Annotated in this window: 19 protein-coding genes; 11 read left to right on the forward strand and 8 right to left on the reverse strand. The window is 65.8% G+C overall.

The window, feature by feature from the left end:
* Positions 1 to 44: 44 nt before the first annotated feature.
* Complete coding sequence (locus ACSS7Z_RS01040) at positions 45 to 842, reverse strand: ABC transporter permease (RefSeq protein WP_438252562.1); 798 nt, start codon at positions 840 to 842, stop codon at positions 45 to 47.
* Positions 835 to 1,839, reverse strand: a complete 1,005-nt coding sequence (locus ACSS7Z_RS01045) for an ABC transporter ATP-binding protein (protein WP_438252563.1) — start codon at positions 1,837 to 1,839, stop codon at positions 835 to 837. Before ACSS7Z_RS01045 ends, ACSS7Z_RS01040 begins: the two co-directional genes overlap by 8 nt.
* A 92-nt stretch (positions 1,840 to 1,931) precedes the next feature.
* Here ACSS7Z_RS01045 and ACSS7Z_RS01050 point away from each other — a divergent pair, with 92 nt between their 5' ends.
* Positions 1,932 to 2,645 carry a TetR/AcrR family transcriptional regulator gene (locus tag ACSS7Z_RS01050; RefSeq protein ID WP_438252564.1) on the forward strand — a complete coding sequence of 238 codons (714 nt, stop codon included), beginning with the start codon at positions 1,932 to 1,934 and terminating at the stop codon, positions 2,643 to 2,645.
* A 102-nt stretch (positions 2,646 to 2,747) separates the two neighbouring features.
* Here ACSS7Z_RS01050 and ACSS7Z_RS01055 read toward each other — a convergent pair whose 3' ends face one another.
* The 3 genes from ACSS7Z_RS01055 to ACSS7Z_RS01065 form a co-directional block, all read right to left on the reverse strand.
* Positions 2,748 to 3,830 (reverse strand): LacI family DNA-binding transcriptional regulator, encoded by a 1,083-nt coding sequence (locus tag ACSS7Z_RS01055; RefSeq protein WP_438252565.1) that lies wholly within the window; start codon positions 3,828 to 3,830, stop codon positions 2,748 to 2,750.
* An 89-nt stretch (positions 3,831 to 3,919) separates the two neighbouring features.
* A complete protein-coding gene (locus ACSS7Z_RS01060; RefSeq protein ID WP_438252566.1) occupies positions 3,920 to 4,651 on the reverse strand; it encodes a glycerophosphodiester phosphodiesterase in 732 nt (243 codons plus the stop codon).
* The gene (locus ACSS7Z_RS01065) at positions 4,652 to 6,052 is read right to left on the reverse strand and encodes an FAD-dependent oxidoreductase (RefSeq protein ID WP_438252567.1); all 1,401 of its coding nucleotides are present in this window, start codon (positions 6,050 to 6,052) and stop codon (positions 4,652 to 4,654) included.
* 144 nt (positions 6,053 to 6,196) lie between these two features.
* Here ACSS7Z_RS01065 and ACSS7Z_RS01070 point away from each other — a divergent pair, with 144 nt between their 5' ends.
* Entirely contained in the window at positions 6,197 to 7,144 is a 948-nt protein-coding gene (locus ACSS7Z_RS01070) for a sugar-binding transcriptional regulator (protein WP_438252568.1), read from the forward strand.
* A 15-nt stretch (positions 7,145 to 7,159) separates the two neighbouring features.
* Here ACSS7Z_RS01070 and ACSS7Z_RS01075 read toward each other — a convergent pair whose 3' ends face one another.
* From ACSS7Z_RS01075 to ACSS7Z_RS01085, 3 genes are read right to left on the reverse strand one after another with little or no spacing between them, the layout of a single operon-like run.
* Positions 7,160 to 8,215, reverse strand: coding sequence for a LacI family DNA-binding transcriptional regulator (locus ACSS7Z_RS01075; RefSeq protein WP_438252569.1), 1,056 nt, complete (start codon positions 8,213 to 8,215; stop codon positions 7,160 to 7,162).
* Between the two features lie 13 nt (positions 8,216 to 8,228).
* Positions 8,229 to 8,564, reverse strand: coding sequence for a hypothetical protein (locus ACSS7Z_RS01080; protein ID WP_438252570.1), 336 nt, complete (start codon positions 8,562 to 8,564; stop codon positions 8,229 to 8,231).
* 8 nt (positions 8,565 to 8,572) lie between these two features.
* Entirely contained in the window at positions 8,573 to 9,538 is a 966-nt protein-coding gene (locus tag ACSS7Z_RS01085; RefSeq protein ID WP_438252571.1) for a DUF6772 family protein, read from the reverse strand.
* Between the two features lie 269 nt (positions 9,539 to 9,807).
* Between ACSS7Z_RS01085 and ACSS7Z_RS01090 the strand changes: the two genes are divergently transcribed.
* From ACSS7Z_RS01090 to ACSS7Z_RS01130, 9 genes are all read left to right on the forward strand, one after another.
* Positions 9,808 to 10,731: an ABC transporter permease gene (locus ACSS7Z_RS01090; protein WP_438252572.1), complete on the forward strand. Its 924-nt coding sequence runs from the start codon at positions 9,808 to 9,810 to the stop codon at positions 10,729 to 10,731.
* Complete coding sequence (locus ACSS7Z_RS01095) at positions 10,728 to 11,618, forward strand: ABC transporter permease (RefSeq protein ID WP_438252573.1); 891 nt, start codon at positions 10,728 to 10,730, stop codon at positions 11,616 to 11,618. The genes ACSS7Z_RS01090 and ACSS7Z_RS01095 overlap by 4 nt, the downstream gene beginning before the upstream one ends.
* Entirely contained in the window at positions 11,618 to 12,658 is a 1,041-nt protein-coding gene (locus ACSS7Z_RS01100) for an ABC transporter ATP-binding protein (RefSeq protein ID WP_438252575.1), read from the forward strand. Before ACSS7Z_RS01095 ends, ACSS7Z_RS01100 begins: the two co-directional genes overlap by 1 nt.
* Positions 12,651 to 13,475, forward strand: coding sequence for an ABC transporter ATP-binding protein (locus ACSS7Z_RS01105; RefSeq protein WP_438252576.1), 825 nt, complete (start codon positions 12,651 to 12,653; stop codon positions 13,473 to 13,475). The genes ACSS7Z_RS01100 and ACSS7Z_RS01105 overlap by 8 nt, the downstream gene beginning before the upstream one ends.
* A complete protein-coding gene (locus ACSS7Z_RS01110; protein WP_438252577.1) occupies positions 13,472 to 14,134 on the forward strand; it encodes a histidine phosphatase family protein in 663 nt (220 codons plus the stop codon). The genes ACSS7Z_RS01105 and ACSS7Z_RS01110 overlap by 4 nt, the downstream gene beginning before the upstream one ends.
* Entirely contained in the window at positions 14,131 to 14,922 is a 792-nt protein-coding gene (locus tag ACSS7Z_RS01115; RefSeq protein WP_438252578.1) for an endonuclease/exonuclease/phosphatase family protein, read from the forward strand. Before ACSS7Z_RS01110 ends, ACSS7Z_RS01115 begins: the two co-directional genes overlap by 4 nt.
* Positions 14,923 to 14,961: 39 nt before the next feature.
* Positions 14,962 to 16,545, forward strand: a complete 1,584-nt coding sequence (locus tag ACSS7Z_RS01120; protein ID WP_438252579.1) for an ABC transporter substrate-binding protein — start codon at positions 14,962 to 14,964, stop codon at positions 16,543 to 16,545.
* A 71-nt stretch (positions 16,546 to 16,616) separates the two neighbouring features.
* Positions 16,617 to 17,546 carry a DUF6772 family protein gene (locus tag ACSS7Z_RS01125; protein ID WP_438252580.1) on the forward strand — a complete coding sequence of 310 codons (930 nt, stop codon included), beginning with the start codon at positions 16,617 to 16,619 and terminating at the stop codon, positions 17,544 to 17,546.
* On the forward strand, positions 17,543 to 18,895 hold the full coding sequence (locus tag ACSS7Z_RS01130; RefSeq protein ID WP_438252581.1) for an FAD-dependent oxidoreductase: 1,353 nt from the start codon (positions 17,543 to 17,545) through the stop codon (positions 18,893 to 18,895). Before ACSS7Z_RS01125 ends, ACSS7Z_RS01130 begins: the two co-directional genes overlap by 4 nt.
* The last annotated feature ends 10 nt before the right edge of the window (positions 18,896 to 18,905 follow it).

The following is an 18,905-nucleotide window of genomic DNA, read 5'->3' on the forward strand; positions in this document are numbered from 1 at the left end:
TCAGGCGATGTCGAGCCAGACCAGTCCGACGATGACCGCGGGGGTCACCCCCGCCGAACCATCGCACGGACGCTGACGGCGAGTGCGAGCGCGCACCAGAGGAGGAGCACGATGAGGTCGCGCCCGTTCATCGGATAGGTGTCTGATAGCAGCCCCGCGCGGATGAGATCGGCGGCCGGTCGGAACGGGAGCATGTCGTGCACGGTCTGGAACCAGCCGGGGAGCCTGCTTGCCGGGAAGGTGACGGGTGAGAACAGCATCACGAAGAACACCAACACCTGCGTGACCAGTTGCGTGAGCAGCGGCGGCAGGACCACGGCGATCGCATAACCGATCGCAGAGGCGGTCAGTGCTGTCAAGACGGATGCCGTCAGAAGCAACGGCCAGTCGAAGGAGTAGCTGAATCCGTACCGCAGCTGCGCCACGATCACGGCGACCGCGACGCTCGGGAGCATCACGGCAAGCCAGACGGTCAGATCGGCCGCCAGGACCAGTGGTCGAGGCACCGGCAACGCGCGAAGGTAGGTGAACGTGCCGCTTGTGCGCGCCTGGGCCACGCCGGTGGCGACCATGACGAGCCCGACGATCATGAGGATCACGGTGGGGGCACCGGTGGACAGGAACCGGGCGGATGCCGTATCGATGTCGGGGATGAGCAGACCGAAGCCGATGATGATTCCGGCGGCGAGAACCGCCTGGACGACGATGACGAACGGGAGCATGGCACCGGTCTGCGCCATCGTCCAGCGCAGCAGGGCCACGTAGCCGACCCAGAGGCCGGTGCGCTGAGGTGCTGGTGCGGAGGAGGTCGTCGGCGTGGAGAGCGTCGTCTGTTCAATCATCAGCAGCATCCTTCGTAGATGTATCGGCGCTCGCCGTCGCCGCGAGGTAGGCGTCTTCGAGCGTGGCCGGTGCGAGTGCGTACCCCTCGATGCGCTCGGATGTGCGGAGAGTCGTTGCCCACGCGACGGCTGCGGCGGCATCCGTCGCGGCGAGAGTCAGCAGCACCCGGCGTCCGGCTCGGACTCGTCGAATGATCGGGATCGGAATCTCGGAAGGCGATTCGGACGGGTCGGTACCGCCTGAATGCGTGCGATCCGGGTGTGTGGCTTCCGGATGCAGGGACAGCTCGAGTTGCAGATCCTGATCACTGGAGCCTCGGAGCTGACTGGGTGAACCTGCGGCGACAACCTTGCCGCGATCGAGCACGACGAGCGAATCGACCACCCGCTCGGCTTCCACGACGTTGTGGGTCACGAGCAAAACACCGGCGCCTTCGTTGCCCAGGCGTCTGACGGTCTTCCAGAGGCGTCGTCGTCGTGCCGCGTCGACGTCGTTGGTCGGCTCATCGAGCACGACCAGGGGCACCGGGGCGACGACGGCCATGGCGAACGCGGTGAGTCGGCGCACGCCTCCGGATAATCCGCCACCGTCTGGCGTCGCCCGCTGGGTGAACCAGGGGCCGATATCAAGTTCCTCAGCGAGGGCGCGTGCGGCTCGTCGGGCATCGCCGCGGGACAGGCCCCGCAACCGGCCGGCGATCTCGATCGCTGTCTTCGGGGTGAGGCCGTCCAGCGGTGCTTGCGCCTGGGGCTGGAGTGCGACGCGCCGACGCGCGTGGGCGGGGGCCGCGATCGCATCGACGCCCGCGACGCGGATCGAGCCAGCATCCGGGCGCAGCAATCCGACGGTCTGAGAGACCAGCGTCGTCTTGCCGGCGCCGTTGTGGCCGAGCAGCCCGACCACCTCTCCTGCCTGCACGCGCAAGCCGATCCCGTCGTTGGCTACGACGGCGCCGAATCGTCGGGTGAGGCCGTCCACTTCCAGTGCTGCGCTCATCTCTGCACGTCCTTCAATTTCGGATACCATCGGTATTTCACATACCGACAGTATCCAGATTCGCACGGTAGGTCAATCGTTAGGATGGCGAGATGGATGCTTCTCGCTCAGTGACGCGCACACCGCGGACCCGCGCCGAACGGCAGCGTGAGACTCGTGAGGCACTCATCCTCGCCGCGCTGGACGCGTTCTCCCGCGACGGTTATCACGCGACGAGCCTGGAGGGCATCGCGCATGACGCCGGGTTCTCCAAGGGTGCTGTCTACTCGAACTTCGCCAGCAAATCAGACCTGTTCCTCGCCCTGATGGACTTCAACCAGGAGATGCTGCAGGACGCCGACTGGGACCCGTTCTCGACCGCTGATGCGGCCAGCGACGACAAGACGGAACCGTCGACGGCTGGTGGTTTGGATGTCACGCAGATGGTTCGGGGGTTCGGTCTCGCGACGCTCGAGTTCATCGCAACCGCGGCCAGAGACGAGAGTCTCGTCCTCGCGCTGCGGGAGCGCATGCAGGTGATGATCGGCGCCTACGAGCGCATCGCGACGGAGGACCGACCGGCCGGTGAGGCTCTTCCCGCGGGTGACGTCGCGCGCCTCATGACCGCGCTCGATCAGGGGGTCACCGTTCTCGCACTGAGCGGCATCACCTCGATGGATTCCGCGCTCATTCGTTCGGGGCTGCGCCGGCTGATCGACCCAGCATCCGCTGCCGGTGACCCCGCACCGGAACGAGACGGCAGCACCGCTTCGTTCCCCGGAGTCGATCAGGTGCAGCGGCTGCTGCGGGATATGCCTGAAACCTGACGCCCTGCCGCGGGTATATGTCGCGGCGGATGCCCCAATATCAGCGCAGCGCCGCCCAGGCGAACATCGTCACGAGTGGATTCTGCTTGCCTCGGCCCCTGCTCATCGGTCCTGTCGGGAGGAAGCTGGCTCGGCGACGGTTGAGCCGCGCATGATGAGCGCGGGAACTAGGTAGTCGGCGGCGACTCCGTTCTCCGCGGTGCAGTCCAGGAGAGAGAGCAACCTTCGGATGGCCCGATGAGCGATCTCGATCACGGGCAGGCGCACGGTTGACAAAGGCGGATTCATATACCGAGAGAACGGATAGTCGCCCCAGCCGATGATCATGACGTCATCCGGGATCCGGACGCCGTGCTCGCGCAGCGCTGCGTATATACCGAGAGCGAAGTAGTCATTGCCCACCAGGAACGCGTCCGGCATGCGTCCGCTTTCCGCCAGATCCGTGACCATACGGTAGGCATCCTCGCCGCGCCAGGGAGCGGCGCCCCTGCTCGTGCGCCGGGAGGGGATCAGCACGGTATTGCGAGAGTCGAACGCGATGTCGTGATCCTCGAGGGCGCTGCGGAACCCGGCGACGCGGTGCGCGACCGTGGAGATCTGCAGGTCTGCCTCGACGAGGACGATGTCGCGCGCGCCTCGCTCGATCAGCGCGGACGTGGCTAGACGACACCCCTCAGCGTTGTCGGTCGAGTACAGATCGACTTCCGCATCCGGCAACTCGCGGGCGATGATGACGAGGGGCACGCCGGCCCTCGTCACTGCGGTCCAGGGGTTCGACCGTCCCTGCACGGGCACCGCGATGATGCCGTCGACGCCGGAGCGCAGCGCCGCGTCCACCGCGGACTGTTCGCGCTCGGGGTCCTCGTTCGACAGCAGGAGGAGCAAGGTGTATCCAGCCTGGATGGCTTGCTCCTCGATCTCGGTGACGAGATCGTTGAAGAACGGGTTCGCGAGATCAGTGATGATCACGGCGATTGTCTTTCGCGAACCGAGCACGAGCGAGCGAGCGTCGGCATTGGGTACATAACCGATCCGCTCGGCCTCCGTCTTGATCCGCGCCCTCGTGCTCTCGCCGACGCCCGATAGATCGCGCAGCGCGCGCGAGACTGTGTTGACCGACAATCCGGTCGCGTCGGCGACATCCTGCAGGGTGCGCCGCCGGGGCGCTCCTGGGGTTCTGAGCATGGTGAGACTCCTATCGAAGCCCCCATTCTTACCGATGGGCGACAGGAGTGGGCAAGAGTCCGGTGTTTTCGGTGTTCAGTACTCCGCGACTACGACCTCGATCCGACCGATGAGGCACGGCGCCGTGATGGTGAAGGAGAATGATGCCGGCCGCGCATCCAGCAGCACTTGATGTCGGATGCGCCGCGGCTGAGCACTGGCAATGCGGAACGCTTGTGGGCCGAGCCGCACCTCGGCAGCGCCGGTGAACTCGAGATCGAGGAAGACGCCGCCGAAGCATGGCCGGGGCGGGGCCGCGAACGCGATATTCTCGCCCGGATACAGGTGCACAGCGCCGTCGATCCGGCGCCGTTAGAGGTGATGACGTAGTCTCCACGGCCGATGACGGCATCCGCGATCTCGAGCACCTGTGTGCAGAACTCCGATGCGTGTTCGACGGGCTTGGCTTCGATGAACGGGAGGAGCCGTGCCGATGCGCATTCCGCGAGGTACTCCTCCAGGGTCGGGATACGCATGCGGTCTTCGTGCTTGCGCGCTCGGAGTCGGTAGTCCGATCGCAGCCGCGCGAACGGCACCTCGCTGATAAGGACAAGCGCGTCGAGGTCGTGCCCGGATTTCGTCGTCATCGTGCGGTTGAGGGACTCGTCGTGCAGAACGACCGCCACGCCGTCGGAGGTCAGTCGTACGTCGGTCTCGATGCAGGCGAAGCCAGCCCGCCGTGCGAGGCGCACAGCCTCGAGCGAGTTCTCTCCGGCGATCGTGCTGCCCAGGTGCACGCCGCGATGCGCGATGAAGCGTCGCGACGTGCACCTGGCCAGCATTTATCGTGCCGGGTTCGACAGATCCTCCGGCGACAGCAGTGCACCCTGCGCGCGCAGCGTGCGCTGCAGTTCGGCGGTGTCGACATCGCGCGGACGGATGTTGTCGCGTGCCGCTAGTGCGGCCGCGACCCCGGCCGCGTGCCCCGTCGCCGTGCACGTCGCTCCGACGCGCGCGCTGCCGAGTGCCTCGCGGTCGACCGAGATGCAGCGGCCGGCGGCGAGCAGCCCGTCGGTCGTCGCCGGCACGAGCGCCCGATAAGGGATGCCGTAGGGATCGGGCACGTACATGACGTGCGAACCGGCGAAGCCATCGACCGGGTGCACGTCGATCGGCCAGCCGCCGAGAGCGATTGAATCGTCTGGCTGTTGGGCGGCGCGGATGTCGTCACCCGTGAGGGTGGTAGCTCCCACCAGGCGCCGCGTCTCGCGGATGCCGATGGTCGGGGCTGTCTGCTGCAGCCTCGACTCCTCGAATCCGGCGACATTGTCACGCAGGTACTCGAAGAGCTGGAAGGCCTCGCGTCGGCCCTGTACCTCGGCGCGCGTGAGGTCGCGGTTGTCGGTTGCGTCGCCGACCACGCGCACCGAGTTGACCCACACGACATCCTTCTCGAGTCCGCCGAACCAGGGACCGCCGAACACGGGCAGCTCACCCCGGGCCTTAGCTTCACGCATGAGTTGCCGGTCAATCGTGACATCCTGACGCGCGGCCTCTGCATCATCCATGCCGTACTCATCGAGGTCGCCCGCTGCGGGACCCGTGCGGATGCGCGCCGGCTCGCCGGCCTCGATGCCCGGCGTCGTGCGCACGTTGGAGATGTACATCGGCAGCGTCATCGGCTGCAGCGTGTTGCCTTTGAGCCAGTCGTCGCCAGCGCGTGCGACGACATCGCCGTTGCCTGTCGCGTCGATCGTGACCGCTGCGCGGATCACTTGGCGCCCCTCGCGAGTCTCGATGATGCAACCGGTCACGGCGCCGTTCTCGACGATGGGGTAGGTCGCGAGCACGTGGAGCAGGAAGTCGACGCCAGCGTCGGCCAGCATTTCGTCGGCAACGAGCTTCATCTTCTCCGGGTCGGTCGACATCACCCAGCCGTCGTGGTCGACGGCGCCGCCGATCGCGGTGGCACGGCGCAGCCAATCTCCGCCCACGCCGTCCACGACGCGGACGCGGTCGGGTTGCAGCCAGGAGTTGTAACCGGCGAGGGTGATCACGAGGCCTTGGGTCCACATGCCGCCCAGGGCGCCCATCTCCTCCACGAGGAAGACCGAGGCGCCGGTCTGTGCCGCGCCGATCGCCGCGCCGACGCCTGCCGGCCCTCCGCCGACGACGAGCACATCGACATCGGCGATCACTGGCACGTCGCGTGCGGGTTCGGAGTAGGTGGGCGTGTGCGTCATTGGATTCGTCCTTAGTCATGCTCATGTGAGCGGAGGGGAAGAGGGTCTGACCTCAGTTAACTACCAGATGTTGACACATCTCAAGATGTGCGGAAAGATCAGAACGCTCATCTGAGCAACACGAAGACACGCGGAGGGTTGACGATGAACGCGAACGTACCTGACGACGGCGTGACCGAGGCGATCCTGCGTCGCTACTACCTCGACGACGCCACCAAACTCGACATCGCCGCCGAGTTCGGCATCTCGAGGTTCAAGGTTGCGCGACTGCTCGACGACGCCAAGCGGAAAGGACTCGTTCGGATCGAGATCACGCCGAGCGCCGCCGACGCCGATCGGTCGGAGCGGCTGCGCCGTGCGCTCGGGCTACGCCGCGCCGTAGTGGTCGGCGACTCCACCGATGCGGATGCCGAGTCTGTCCGGCGCGCGGTCGGCCGGGCGAGCGCGCGCTTGTTCACCGCCCTGGCTGGCCGCGAGTCCGTCGTGGGCATCTCGGCGAGCCTCGCCCTGATCGCGATGGGGGAGGAGATCGAGACGCTCGGTGAGAGCACGGTCGTGCAACTCTGCGGCGTGCATTCGGATGAGCTCGACGGTGTCGGACCCGTGGAGCTCGTGCGTCAGATCGCCGAGAAGACGTCCGGTCGCTCACGCGTCTTCTACGCGCCCTTCGTGACGCCCACCGCATCCTCGGCGCGCGACCTGAGGCGCGATCCTCGTGTGCGGTTGACGATGTCCGCGTACGCACGGCTCGATGTCGCAGCCGTCTCCGTCGGCGCATGGGCGCCCGGGGCCTCCGGGCTATACGACTCGCTCGCGCACGATGAGCGCGACGAACTCCGACGTGCGGGGGCGGTCACCGAAGTGTGCGGCATCCCGATCGACCGCGATGGACAGCCGGTGGCCTCCGCGGCGACCGAGCGCGTGCTCGGCATATCTTTCGACGAACTGCGTCGAGTGCCCGAGGTGATGGCGGTGGTACCGACCGCGGGCAGGGCCGAGGCGCTGAGAGCGCTCGCCGCCGGGGCACTGGTGACGAGCCTGGTCACGAGCGCGGCGGCCGCTGATGAGATCCTGGCCAACGCTGCGGCGTAAGTGCCGGCATAACTTTCACTGGTTCATGGACCCCCGGAGTACGAGCTCCGGGGCGAAGTACTCGGTGATGGGCCCAGGCTCGGCGGAGCCGTCGATGAGCGCCAGCAGGCGCTTCGTCGCCCGTCGCGCGATCTCGATCGCGGGCAATCGCACGGTCGATAGCGGTGGGTCGAGGAAGCGTGAGAAGGGGTAGTCTCCCCATCCGACGACGAGCGTGTCGTCGGGCACCCGCAGTCCTCGTTCGCGCAGGGCGGCGTAGAGACCGAGGGCGAAGTAATCGTTGCCGACGAGGAAAGCGTCGGGCGCCGGCCGGGTGTCGAGCAAGTCGCTGATCATGCGGAAGGCATCTTCCCCGCGCCAGAGGGAAGCACCGCGCGAAGAGCGGCGGGAGGGGACGAGTACCACCCGGTTCGGATCGAACGGGATGCCGTGCGCGTCGAGCACCTGGTGGAAGGCATCGAGTCGATGCGCGACCGTCGATACGTGGAGGTCCTCCTCGACGAGCACGATGTCGCGCGCCCCTCGCTCGATCGCCGCCTCGACGCTCATCCGGCGGCCGGCCTCGTTATCGTTGGAGTAGAGGTCGACATCGAGGTCGAGCAATTCGCGGGCCATGATCACCAGTGGGATGCCAGCCTTTGTCACCGCTGACCACGGGTTGGCGCGTCCCTGCACTGGGACGCCGAGGATGCCGTCGACGCCGGAGCGCAGCGCGGTCTCGATCGCGATCTGCTCGCGCTCCGGGTCTTCGGCCGACAGCAGCAGGAGGAGCGTGTAGTCGGCCTTGACTGCGAGCTCTTCGACCTCACTCATGAGGTCACTGAAGAACGGGTTGGCGAGGTCGGTGAGGATCACGCCGATCGTCCGCCGAGAGCCGAGGACGAGGGATCGGGCATGCACGTTGGGCACATACCCGATCCGCTCGGCCTCAACCTTGATGCGGGACCGTGTCAAGGCGCTCACGCCCGGCTTGTCATTGAGCGCGCGCGAGACGGTGTTGGCGGTGAGGCCGAGGGCGTCGGCTACGTCCTGCAGGGTTCGCCGCCGCGGCCCGTCTGTTGTGCGCATCATGATTCGGTTCCGGCTACTCCTTGAGCTCGAGGTAGATGCGCAGCATCGGCGCGTCGTCCCCCGAGGTCTGCTCGCTGCGCAGCCGTAGCCAGTGCCCGAAGGTCGATACGGGGATCGAAAGCAGACCGACCGCCTCGGATGTCACGGGCACGATGAGATCGTGATCGATCCACTGAAGGCCGTTGGGAGAGATCTGCACGCGGAACTCGACCTCGGTCCCCGGTGCGGGTCGGAGGAACTGGACGTACCAACGGGCCTCGCCCGCCCAGCCCACCTCGAAGGGCTCGGTGGCGTGGGAGCCGACGAGATCGACGCCGCGTTCGAGGACGGCGCTCTGTGATTGACGCATGTTGCTTTTTACCAATCTGCCGAGATGACGACGGAGTCGAGGTAGAGGAAGTTGCGGTGAGGGCCAAGGGTGCGCACCGAGAAATAGAAGTTGAGCAGGCTCTCCAGCGACTCGTACTTCTCCTTGTAGGGCGGTACCGGCACATCACGCAGGTCGTAGACGTCGTTGTTGAACTGCAGTTCGACGTTCGACCGGGTTGTGGTGTCGATGAGGAAGCGCAGGTAGTGCCAGTTGACCTTGGTCGGCACTTCGTTGTAGCAGGCCTCCTGCCGCTGATCGTTGAGGTACGTCCAGTCGTCGGGGTTCGGCGCCGTGAAGTCGGTGTACTGGCTGTAGTCGTGCTTGCCCTCGAACCGCTCGTGCGGCGTGGGCTCGGCGACCGTCGGGTACATCCACTTCTGGATGATCCGTCCGTCCTCATCGGCATTCTGGAATCGCATGACGTTGTGGTAGCGGATGCCGTCGTGGTCGAGGTCGGTGGCGACGGTGAATGCGCCGAACTGAGCCTCGGTCGGGTGGGAGTTTGCATCCCAGCTGATGTCGCCGTAGGTGTTCTGTTCCTCGCCGCCGCCGAGATTCGCCTCGCCCTTCCAAGCGAGATACGCCTCGATCTGCAGGTAGCCGCGGCCGCTCATAGTGAGCCGGCGGATCGCCGTGGCCGTGTGGCCAGGCGCCTCGCGGGTGGCGAGCTTGAGCGAGTACGTGCCGGTCATGCCGCCATGCGTGCCCACATCGAAGAAGTTCTGATTGGACAGCATCGGCGGGCGCATGTCGCGGAAGTGCTCGTCCATCGAATCGAGGTCGCCGCGGCCGTTGTAGTTGCCGCCGAGCTCGACCCAGCCGTTGGTGCCTTCGTTGAAGTCATCGAACGTGAGGATCCGTGGGAGCGGATTGAATTTCGATAGACGCAGATCGCTGCTGCGGATCGCTTCCCGCAGGCTTGCTGCGGTGTTCGCGACATCGGGGGTGGTCACCAGTGACTCCTTGACTTCGGGCCCCGACAGCATTGCCGGGGCGATGTGAGCGCAACATTAGCGTTATCGTGAACCGCTGTCAAAGGTCATTCTCCCGAGCCTCGCGCAAACGCGCGCTCATATGAGAACCCTTGAAATTGCGCTGATCTTGACTAGCGGTTGACAATTTGGCTGAGATGCGCGAGGTTCATTAGCGATAACGTTCCGGTGGATCGAAGACGAGCCGGAACCCGAACCAGGGGTCGCAGAGGACCCCCACGGAGGTGAACATGCTGGGATACACGATTCGACGGGCGCTACTCGCCGTCTTCGTGCTTTGGGGTGTCGTGACCGTGGTGTTCATCATCGTGCGGCTCGTGCCGTCCGACCCAGCGGTTCTCGTCGCTGGAATCGATGCCACGCCGGAACAGATCGCCGCGATCCGCGTCAGGATGGGGCTGGATCAACCGCTGTTCGTGCAGTACGCCGGCTATCTCGGCGGAGCGCTCCGCGGAGACTTCGGCAACTCATATACGCACGGCGGATCGGCGATGGCACTCGTTCTGCAAGTGCTGCCGAATACGGCGCTACTCGCGTTCCTCGGCTGCCTGCTGGCGGTCATCGTGAGCTTCCCTCTCGGCCTGCTCGCGGCGATCCGCGTCAACCGGCCGACTGACCGCATCATCACCACCGGGAGCCTGCTCGCACAGGCCCTTCCCGGGTTCTGGGTCGGTGTGGTGCTCATGCTCGTGTTCTCGCAGACGCTGCGACTCTTGCCCAGCTCTGGATTGGGCAGCCCCGCCGCGCTCGTACTCCCCGTCGTGACGGTATCGCTGCCCTTCATCGCGATTCTCACACGCATGACCCGCAGTGGTCTGCTGGAGGTGGTCGGTGAGGGTTACGTCACCACGGCGAGAGCGAAGGGCCTGTCGGAGCGCACGGTGATCTTCACCCACGCGACGCGCAACGCGCTCATCCCTGTCGTCACGCTGGTGGGTCTGGAATTCGGCACCCTCCTCGGTGGCGCGGTCGTCACCGAGACGGTGTTCAGCTTCCCCGGCGTCGGCAGGCTCCTGGTCTCTTCGATCCTCGCCCGCGACTACAACCTCGTGCAGGCATGCGTCGTGGTCATCGCCGCCGGATTCGTGATCGTGAACCTGCTCGTCGATCTCCTCTACGGATTCCTCGACCCGAGAGTGAGGCTCGCGAAATGACCGGTGTCCCTCCCACCATCGCCATGCAGACGATGCAGCGCGCCCGCAAGGCCCGCCGTGGCGTCACCGCACGCATCGCGATACCGATCGTCGTGATCGCCCTGTTCATCATCGGCGCGATCGTGGTCCCGATTCTCTATAATTTCAACCCGCTGCACGCGGATGTGCTGCTACGACTGAAGCCCCCCGGGACGACTCTGCCGGACGGATCGGTCGCGATCTTCGGCACGGACCAGGTCGGCCAGGACCTCTTTGCCCAGATGATGATGGGTGCCAGGGTCTCACTCACCGTCGGCATCTCCTCGCTGCTCTTCGCGGGGGTGGCCGGTGTTCTCACGGGGCTGATCGCGGGCCACTTCGGCGGCTGGGTCGATAACGTGCTCATGCGCATCGCCGACGTGCAGCTTGCCTTCCCCGCGATCCTCCTCGCGATCCTCCTCGCCTCAGTGCTGGGATCGAGCCTGTGGAACGTGATCGTGGTCATCTCGATCACCAACTGGGTCGTGTTCGCCCGCGTCACCCGCAGTCAGGTGCTGACGCTGCGCAGCCGAGAGTACGTCGAGGCTGCCCGCACCCTGGGCGCGAGCGACTGGCACATCATCTTCCGTACGCTTTTGCCCGGATGCCTCGCCCCAATCCTCGTCGTCGCCACTGTCGAGTTCGGCCACGTTGTGCTGCTGGAGGCTGCGTTGTCATTCCTGGGTGTCGGCGTACCGCTCGGCATCCCGAGCCTGGGCTCGACGATCAGCAATGGCACGGCCTACCTCAGCACGGCCTGGTGGATCTCGACCCTTCCCGGTATCGCGCTCGCCGTCCTCGTGCTCGCCACGGGAGTCCTGGGCGACGCCCTGCGCGATCGTTTCGACCCGAAGTTGCGGAGCGCCTGATGACGATCTCACATGCACCGGAGGCGACGCCGTCGCCCTCGCGGCCCGATGAACTGCTCTTGAGTGTGCAGGACCTCCAGGTCGAATTCTCTACCTCGGCCGGGGTCGTGCGGGCGCTGGATGGCGTCAGCTTTGACGTCCGCGCCGGGCAGACCGTCGCCATCCTCGGCGAGTCAGGGTCGGGCAAATCGGTCACTGCGCAGGCCATAATGGCGCTGCTGCCGAAGCCCGCTGGGTCGATCGTCGGCGGCCGGATCCTCTACGGCGGCGTCGACCTTGCTGCGGAGCCCGTCGGCCGGGTGCGCGAGCTGTGCGCGACGGAGATCGCCATGATCTTCCAGGACCCGCTGAGCTCGCTCAACCCGGTCTACCGGGTCGGGTGGCAGATCGCTGAGCTGTTCCGCCGCCGCCGAGGCACTCCCAAACAGGAGGCGTGGGCGAAGTCCCTCGCACTGCTCAAGCGGGTCGGCATCCCGGATGCGGAGACGCGCATCCGCGACTACCCCCATCAGTTTTCCGGCGGTCAGCGCCAGCGCATCATGATCGCGATGGCGATCGCGCTGGAGCCGAAGCTCCTCATCGGCGATGAGCCGACCACCGCGCTCGACGTCACCGTGCAGAAGCAGGTCATGGACCTGCTCGCCGATCTGCAGGCGGAGACAGGGATGGGTATGGTGCTCATCAGCCACGACCTCGGCGTCGTCGCGGAGGTCGCCGACCGGGCCGCCATCATGTATGCCGGCCGGATCGTCGAGTTCGGCGGCATCCGCGAGGTCTACGACCACCCGGCGCATCCGTACACGCAGGGGCTGTTGAACTCCATTCCCAGCAACACGGCGCGCGGCGAACGGTTGACGCCGATCGCCGGCTCTCCGCCGAACCTGCTCGCCCTGCCGACTGGATGCTCGTTCCATCCCCGCTGCCCGTTCGCTACCGATCTCTGCCGCAACCAGGTGCCCGCGCTACGTGCGCCGGAGGGATGGGCGCTGGAGCACCTGGCGGCCTGCCACCGTTCCGAGGAGGTGCTCGCGCATGACTGAGCAGACCGTTCCCCTGCTGAGCGTGGAACACCTCAAGGTGTCGTACCCGTTGCGCTCCTCAATCCTGCTGCGCAAGACCGGCGAGAACGTCGCAGTCTCGGACGTGAACTTCGAGATCCGACCGGGCGAGACGGTCGGCCTGGTGGGCGAATCCGGTTCGGGCAAGTCCACCATCGCCCGCACCGTGATCGGACTGGTACCCGCGGCCGCCGGCGTCATCCGGTTCGAGGGGAATGACATCGCCCAGCTGTCGCTACGCCAGATGAAGGACATGCGGCGCGACATGCAGATGGTCTTCCAGGACCCGTACGCATCGCTGAACCCGCGGCTGACGGTCCGCGATCTCATCGCCGAGGGGTGGCGCGTGCACGCCGGCATCGTGTCACGTGATCAGTGGACGGTCGAGGCGAAGGCGCTCATGGAGCGCGTCGGTCTCAATCCGGACTACTCCGACCGGTATCCGCACCAGTTCTCTGGTGGTCAGCGCCAGCGCATCGGCATCGCGCGCGCGCTAGCCCTGCGTCCCAAGATCATCATCTGCGATGAGGCAGTCAGCGCGCTGGACGTATCGGTGCAGGCGCAGGTGCTCAACCTGCTCGAGGATCTGCAGGCCGATCTCGGACTCTCCTACCTCTTCATCTCGCACGACCTCTCGGTCATCGAGCACATCTGCGACCGCGTGCTCGTCCTCAACAAGGGCGTCGTCGTGGAAGAGGGCACCGCAAAACGGCTGTTCGATGATCCGCAGCATCCTTACACGCGGGCGCTCCTCGCGGCGGTGCCTGTCGCGCGCCCGTGGCTGAAGGAGACCCCTTGAGTGGGCAGATGATCGTGCACCTCGTGCGCCACGGGGAGTCCCTGTGGAACGTCGAGGGTCGCTATCAGGGTCAGCAGGACTCGGGCCTTACTGAGGACGGGCGCGCGCAGGCCGCGCAGTTCGCCGCGGCTTTCTCCCGCGAGGTGCCGCACCCCGACGTCGTATTCTCCAGCGACCTGCCCCGAGTGCGCGACACGGCCGCGAAGTACGTTGAGCGCGTCGGTGTTCCGGTGCGTGAGGACGAGGCGCTGCGGGAGATGAACGTCGGCGACTGGGCAGGAATGACGCTTGAGGACGCCGAAGAGAAGTACCCCGAGATCGTGACGGCCGTGGCTGCTGGCGCGGACATTGCCCGCGGTGTGGGCGGCGAGACGTTCGCCCAGACGCGCGAACGCGTTGTCTCCGCGATCGGTCGTGTCGTCGACGTGCTGGAGAGCCGGGAGGGGGACGGGATCGCGGTCATCTTCACGAGCGGTAACCCCATCCGGCTCGCGGCCGCCCACATGCTTGGTATCCCCTCACCAGGGCACATGGTGCTCGGCGCCCCAGACAACTGTTCCGTCACGACGTTCCGCTTGCGTGACGGGCGCAGCGAGGTCGTGCGCTACAACCATGACATCGCGCAGGCTCGTCCTGCCGATCAGAGGGAGATCTCGTGACCGCGCCGCTCACCTTCATCGCACAGACGCACAACCTGTGGGGCGATCACCACGCTGCGGAGCGGGTGGATGCGATGCGCGCGCTGTATGAACGGCGCGCACCCGACCTGCTCGCCACGCAGGAGACGCGCGCGTGGTCCCGAGACCTGCTCGATGCGGTGATGCCCGGTCATCGGCGCGTGCAGGACGACTTCCCCGGGTGGGAATCGCAGAGCAACCTGTGGTGGAACGCCGAGCTGTTCGTCGAGGTCGAGCACGGCGCGGAGGACGTCGGCATTCACGACGCGCACGCCCGCCTGTTCTGGGCGCGGCTGCGGGTCGTGGGGGAAGACAGGACGATCCTGTGGACGACCGCGCACCTGTCGTATTCGGGCAACGCGATCGAAGTGGAGACGGGAGTCAACCAGCGCACTCCCCAGGCTCATCGTGTCGTGGAGGAACTGGCCCGTCTCGCCCGGCGGGACGAGCCGGTATTCTTCGCCTCCGACACGAACGCGATCGCGACGGCGATCTGGGTAATTGGCAATGCCGGATACCTTGATTCGTTCAGCGCCCTCAACCGGCAGGCTCCGCCGACGCACCCCGTCGTTCCGAACCCGTTCCGCGAGAGCGTCGGCACGCCGAAGTCGCCGATCGCGAGCCCGCACAAGACCATCGACTACATCTTCTTCCGAGGCCCCGTGCGCCCCCGCAGCGCCGAGGTCGTGGAGTTCTTCGACCGGGGAATCTCGCCCAGCGATCACTACCCCGTCGCCTCGACGTTCACGTTGCCCCGCCGGGGCGAGTGAGCCGCACCAAGTTACGTTCATCGATCAAAGGAGATAGAAATGACATCGCTAAACGCGAGGTTGCGATCGGTCGCCGCAGTCGCGGTTGCCGCCGCACTTCTGCTCACCGGATGCTCGGGTGGAGGCGGCGACGCTGCTGGCTCCACGGAACCACTGCCCGACGACCAGCAGAACCTCACCTTCATCCCCGCCTACGGATGGGCGGGCTCCGATATTTCGCAGCAGCCGCTCGAGATCGGCGTGCAAATGGCCATCTCGCAGACCATGGAGAGCCTGATCTCGCTCGACGAGGAGAGCAAGCCGCAGCCGAAGCTTGCCGAATCGTGGGAATGGGTCGATGACACGACGCTCGTGTTCCATCTGCGCGATGGTGTCGAGTTCAGCGACGGCACTCCGCTCACTGCTGCCGATGTGAAGGGCTCGATCGAGCGCTACATCGCGTGGGAAGGGCCGCTCAAGACCGTGCTCGACCCGATCGTCGAGGTGGCTGCCACGGATGATGCCACCGTGACGATCACGACCTCGGGCCCTTCGGGAACCCTGCTCGGTGTGATGTCACTCGTCTACGTCGGCAAGGCGGAGTTCTCGCACCCCGACACGACGATCCAGGCGGATACCGACTACTGGTCCAAGCCCATCGGCACGGGGCCCTTCGTCATCACTGACTACGTCGCCAACGATCACTTCAGCTTCGAACGCAACGAGAACTACTGGGGCGAGAAAGCCAAGCTCCAGACGCTCACGATGAAGCAGGTCACCGACGTCAACGGGAAGATCACGGCCCTATCGAACGGCGAGGCACAGGTCGTCGGCGATTTGCCGTACGACCAGATCGCGCAGGTCGAGGCGATGAACGATGTCGTCTTCACTCAGGAAAGCAGCCTGAACTACTACTTCCTGTGGTTCGACAACATGAACGAGTACCTGCAGGACCAGCGCGTGCGCGAGGCGATGTGGGCGGCGCTCGATCTGAAGACGATCCAAGAGTCGCTCTTCGGCGACACCGCGAGTGTCATGACCTCATACTGCCCCATCGCGGCTTTCGGATGCCTCGAACCGAGCGACGGCATGGTGGAGTACGACCCTGAGCGCGCCAAGGAGCTTCTGGCCGAAGCGGGCTACCCGGACGGATTCACCGTCGACGCCATCTACAGCACCGCGAACGGTGCCGGCTTCGCGAACATGATGCAGGCGTTCATCTCCGCTTGGAGCGAGGTGGGGATCACGGTCGAGCCCCGCGCGATGGATTCGGCAACCTGGGTGCAGACCTTCGGTACGGTCAACGATGACGGCACGCATGCCTGGGACATCGATGTCCAGCCGAACCAGACCATCACGGGCGACGCCGATTACACCATCTACCGCCTGTACAACTGCACCGCGGCACGACTCGGCTACTGCAACGAGGACTTTGACGCCCTCACGACGCAGGCGCAGCAGAGCACCGACCCGGACGCGCGTCTCGAGCTGTACCAGGAGGCGGTTGACCTCATGCGCGCCGATACCCCGGCGATCCCGCTGTTCGAGATCAAGGTGAACGCCGCGATGGCGTCGAACGTGCAGGGTCTGAAGATCCCGGCGAACGACTTCATCGACTTCCGTACGGTGTATCTCTCCCAGTGACGAATGGTGGAGGGGGCGGCCAGTCCGCCCCCTCCACTTTTTCGCCCGCATCGGCATCCAGGATCGGAAAAATGGAGAAATTCCTCAGTTACGATCGCGGCCTCGAGCGCTTCAACCCGCTGGCTCGCGTGATCACCTACGACGATTTCGACACCGGCTACAACGGCTGGATGGACCTCACCCCGAACTTCGTCTACGACAACTACGAGTCGTTCGAATCGGAGGTCGACCTCACCAGCTGGCCGGCCAACCAGCTCAGCACCGCCGCGATGCGTTTCGCGGCCTCGCACGGCTCGATGGAGGGGACCTACTCCCTCAAGCTCACCACCGCACCGACCGGCGGGCCGCACACCGAACCGCCGCGCCCCGGCAGCATGGGGCACGCGATCAAGCGACTCTCGCGCTTTGGTGACCCCGATCTCATCCAGATCGAGGCCTGGTACTCCTACACGCCATCCCAGGATCGCTTCGGGATCGGCGAAGACGACATCAGGGCGATCGGTTTCTTCTTCGACGTGCAGGATGCCGAGTACCGTTACATGCCCGGCGTGCGGTACGTCAACGCGCTCGGGGGGAAACCGGTGCGGCGCTGGCAGTATTACCGGGTCGCTGACGGGGTCACTCCGACGGACTGGAACTTCGGCGTCGAGGACGGTTGGTGCGTGCCGGGCGTTGACAACCAGTGGTACGGGCGGAGGTTCGAGGACGGCTCAGGAGACGGCTACCAGTGGCTGCCCGGTGGCGAGCAGGAGCTGCTGTTCAACGAGAGCCCGGACAAGATCAACTGGCTCTACTTCCGGCTCACGGTCGACGTGCGGCGGCGCCGCTATGTCGAACTGCAGTCCATGGACCAGGTGTTCGACATGCGTGGACTCGAGCCGACGCTCGTGCCGGGCTACCGGTCGATCAAGGACCTCATCAACCCCGTCTTCTTCGTCGAGACGGACACCGACCGCTCGGTGAACCTGTTCCTCGACTCGGTGGTCTACTCGTGCGAGTGAGTTCCGACCCTCACCCATCGATCAAGGAGCCCGCGCGCGAGACACCCGTGGCGGGTTCCTTCGATGTGATCGTCGCCGGGGGAGGGCCGGCCGGCGTGACGGCGGCGGTTGCTGCGGCGCGAGGCGGGGCGCGCACGCTCCTCATCGAGCGCTACGGCTTCGTCGGCGGCATGGCGACCAGCGCCTTGGTCACCCCCATCAGCGAGTTCCGTGTCGGAGGCCGGGCGCACATCGGCGGAATCCCGTATGAACTCATGTGCCGCGCGGCGGAGCTGGGCGGCGCCGAGCTCGAACGGGACAGCGGCAACTGGCCGGTGAACGACGAGATCTTCAAGCTCGCCGCGCAGCGCCTGCTCCTCGAGAGCGGAGTGACGCTCCTGCTGCACACCTGGTTCGCGGACGTCGTCGCCGAGGACGGCCGGGTCAGTCACGTGATCGTGCAGAACAAACAGGGACGGGTGGCGTACGCCTGTGGGGCGGTCGTGGACTGCACCGGTGACGCCGACGTCGTGCGCGCGGCGGGGCTGCCGACGACTAAGGGCGACGTGCTGCAGCCCGCGACGCTGTGGTTTCAGCTCGGCGGAGTGGACACCGCCGCGCTCGAGTATGTGTTCGGCGATGCCGTGGATGGCATCCTGCCGGTGTCGGATTCGATCCGCGCCCGGCTCGCCGAACTGCATGAGGCGGGTGAGGTGCCGCTGTTCGGCGGCCCGTGGATCAACAAGTTCTTCCACGACGGTTTCGTAAGCATCAATGTATTGCGCGAGCCGACGGACGCGAGCGACCCGGAGTGGTTCTCGCGCACTGAGACGAGCCTGCGCGAGAAGATGCACGATCTCATCGAGGTGCTCCGTCGGGAGTTCCCGGAGTTCCGGGACGCGTGGTTGGCGAAGTCCGGCATCCAGACCGGAGTGCGCGAGACACACCACATCGTCGGGCTGTACGAGCTGACGCAGGACGACATCATGCATCCGAAGGCGTTTCCTGACACCGTGGCGAAGGGCGCCCACACGATCGACATCCACCATGTCGACAGCATCGATCAGAATGACTTCGTCATCCTCCACCACCCCTATAACGTGCCCTTGCGCAGTCTTATCCCGCACGGGTCGGACAATCTCGTGACCGCCGGGCGTTGCCTGTGCGCCGACGGGCCCGGCTTCGGATCGGTGCGGGTCATGGCGACGTGCATGGCGATGGGGCAGGGGGCGGGGACGGCGGCAGCGCTCGCCGTCAACCACGGGCTGTCGATGTCGACGATGGACGTCGATTTGCTGAGGGCCGAGCTGATCGCCAGCGGCGCGATCGTGGATTTCGACAACGTCGAAGCGGTTGCAGCCGCGAACTGAGAGGACACGG

The organism is Microbacterium wangyouchuni, assembly GCF_051546305.1.
Lineage (GTDB): Bacteria > Actinomycetota > Actinomycetes > Actinomycetales > Microbacteriaceae > Microbacterium.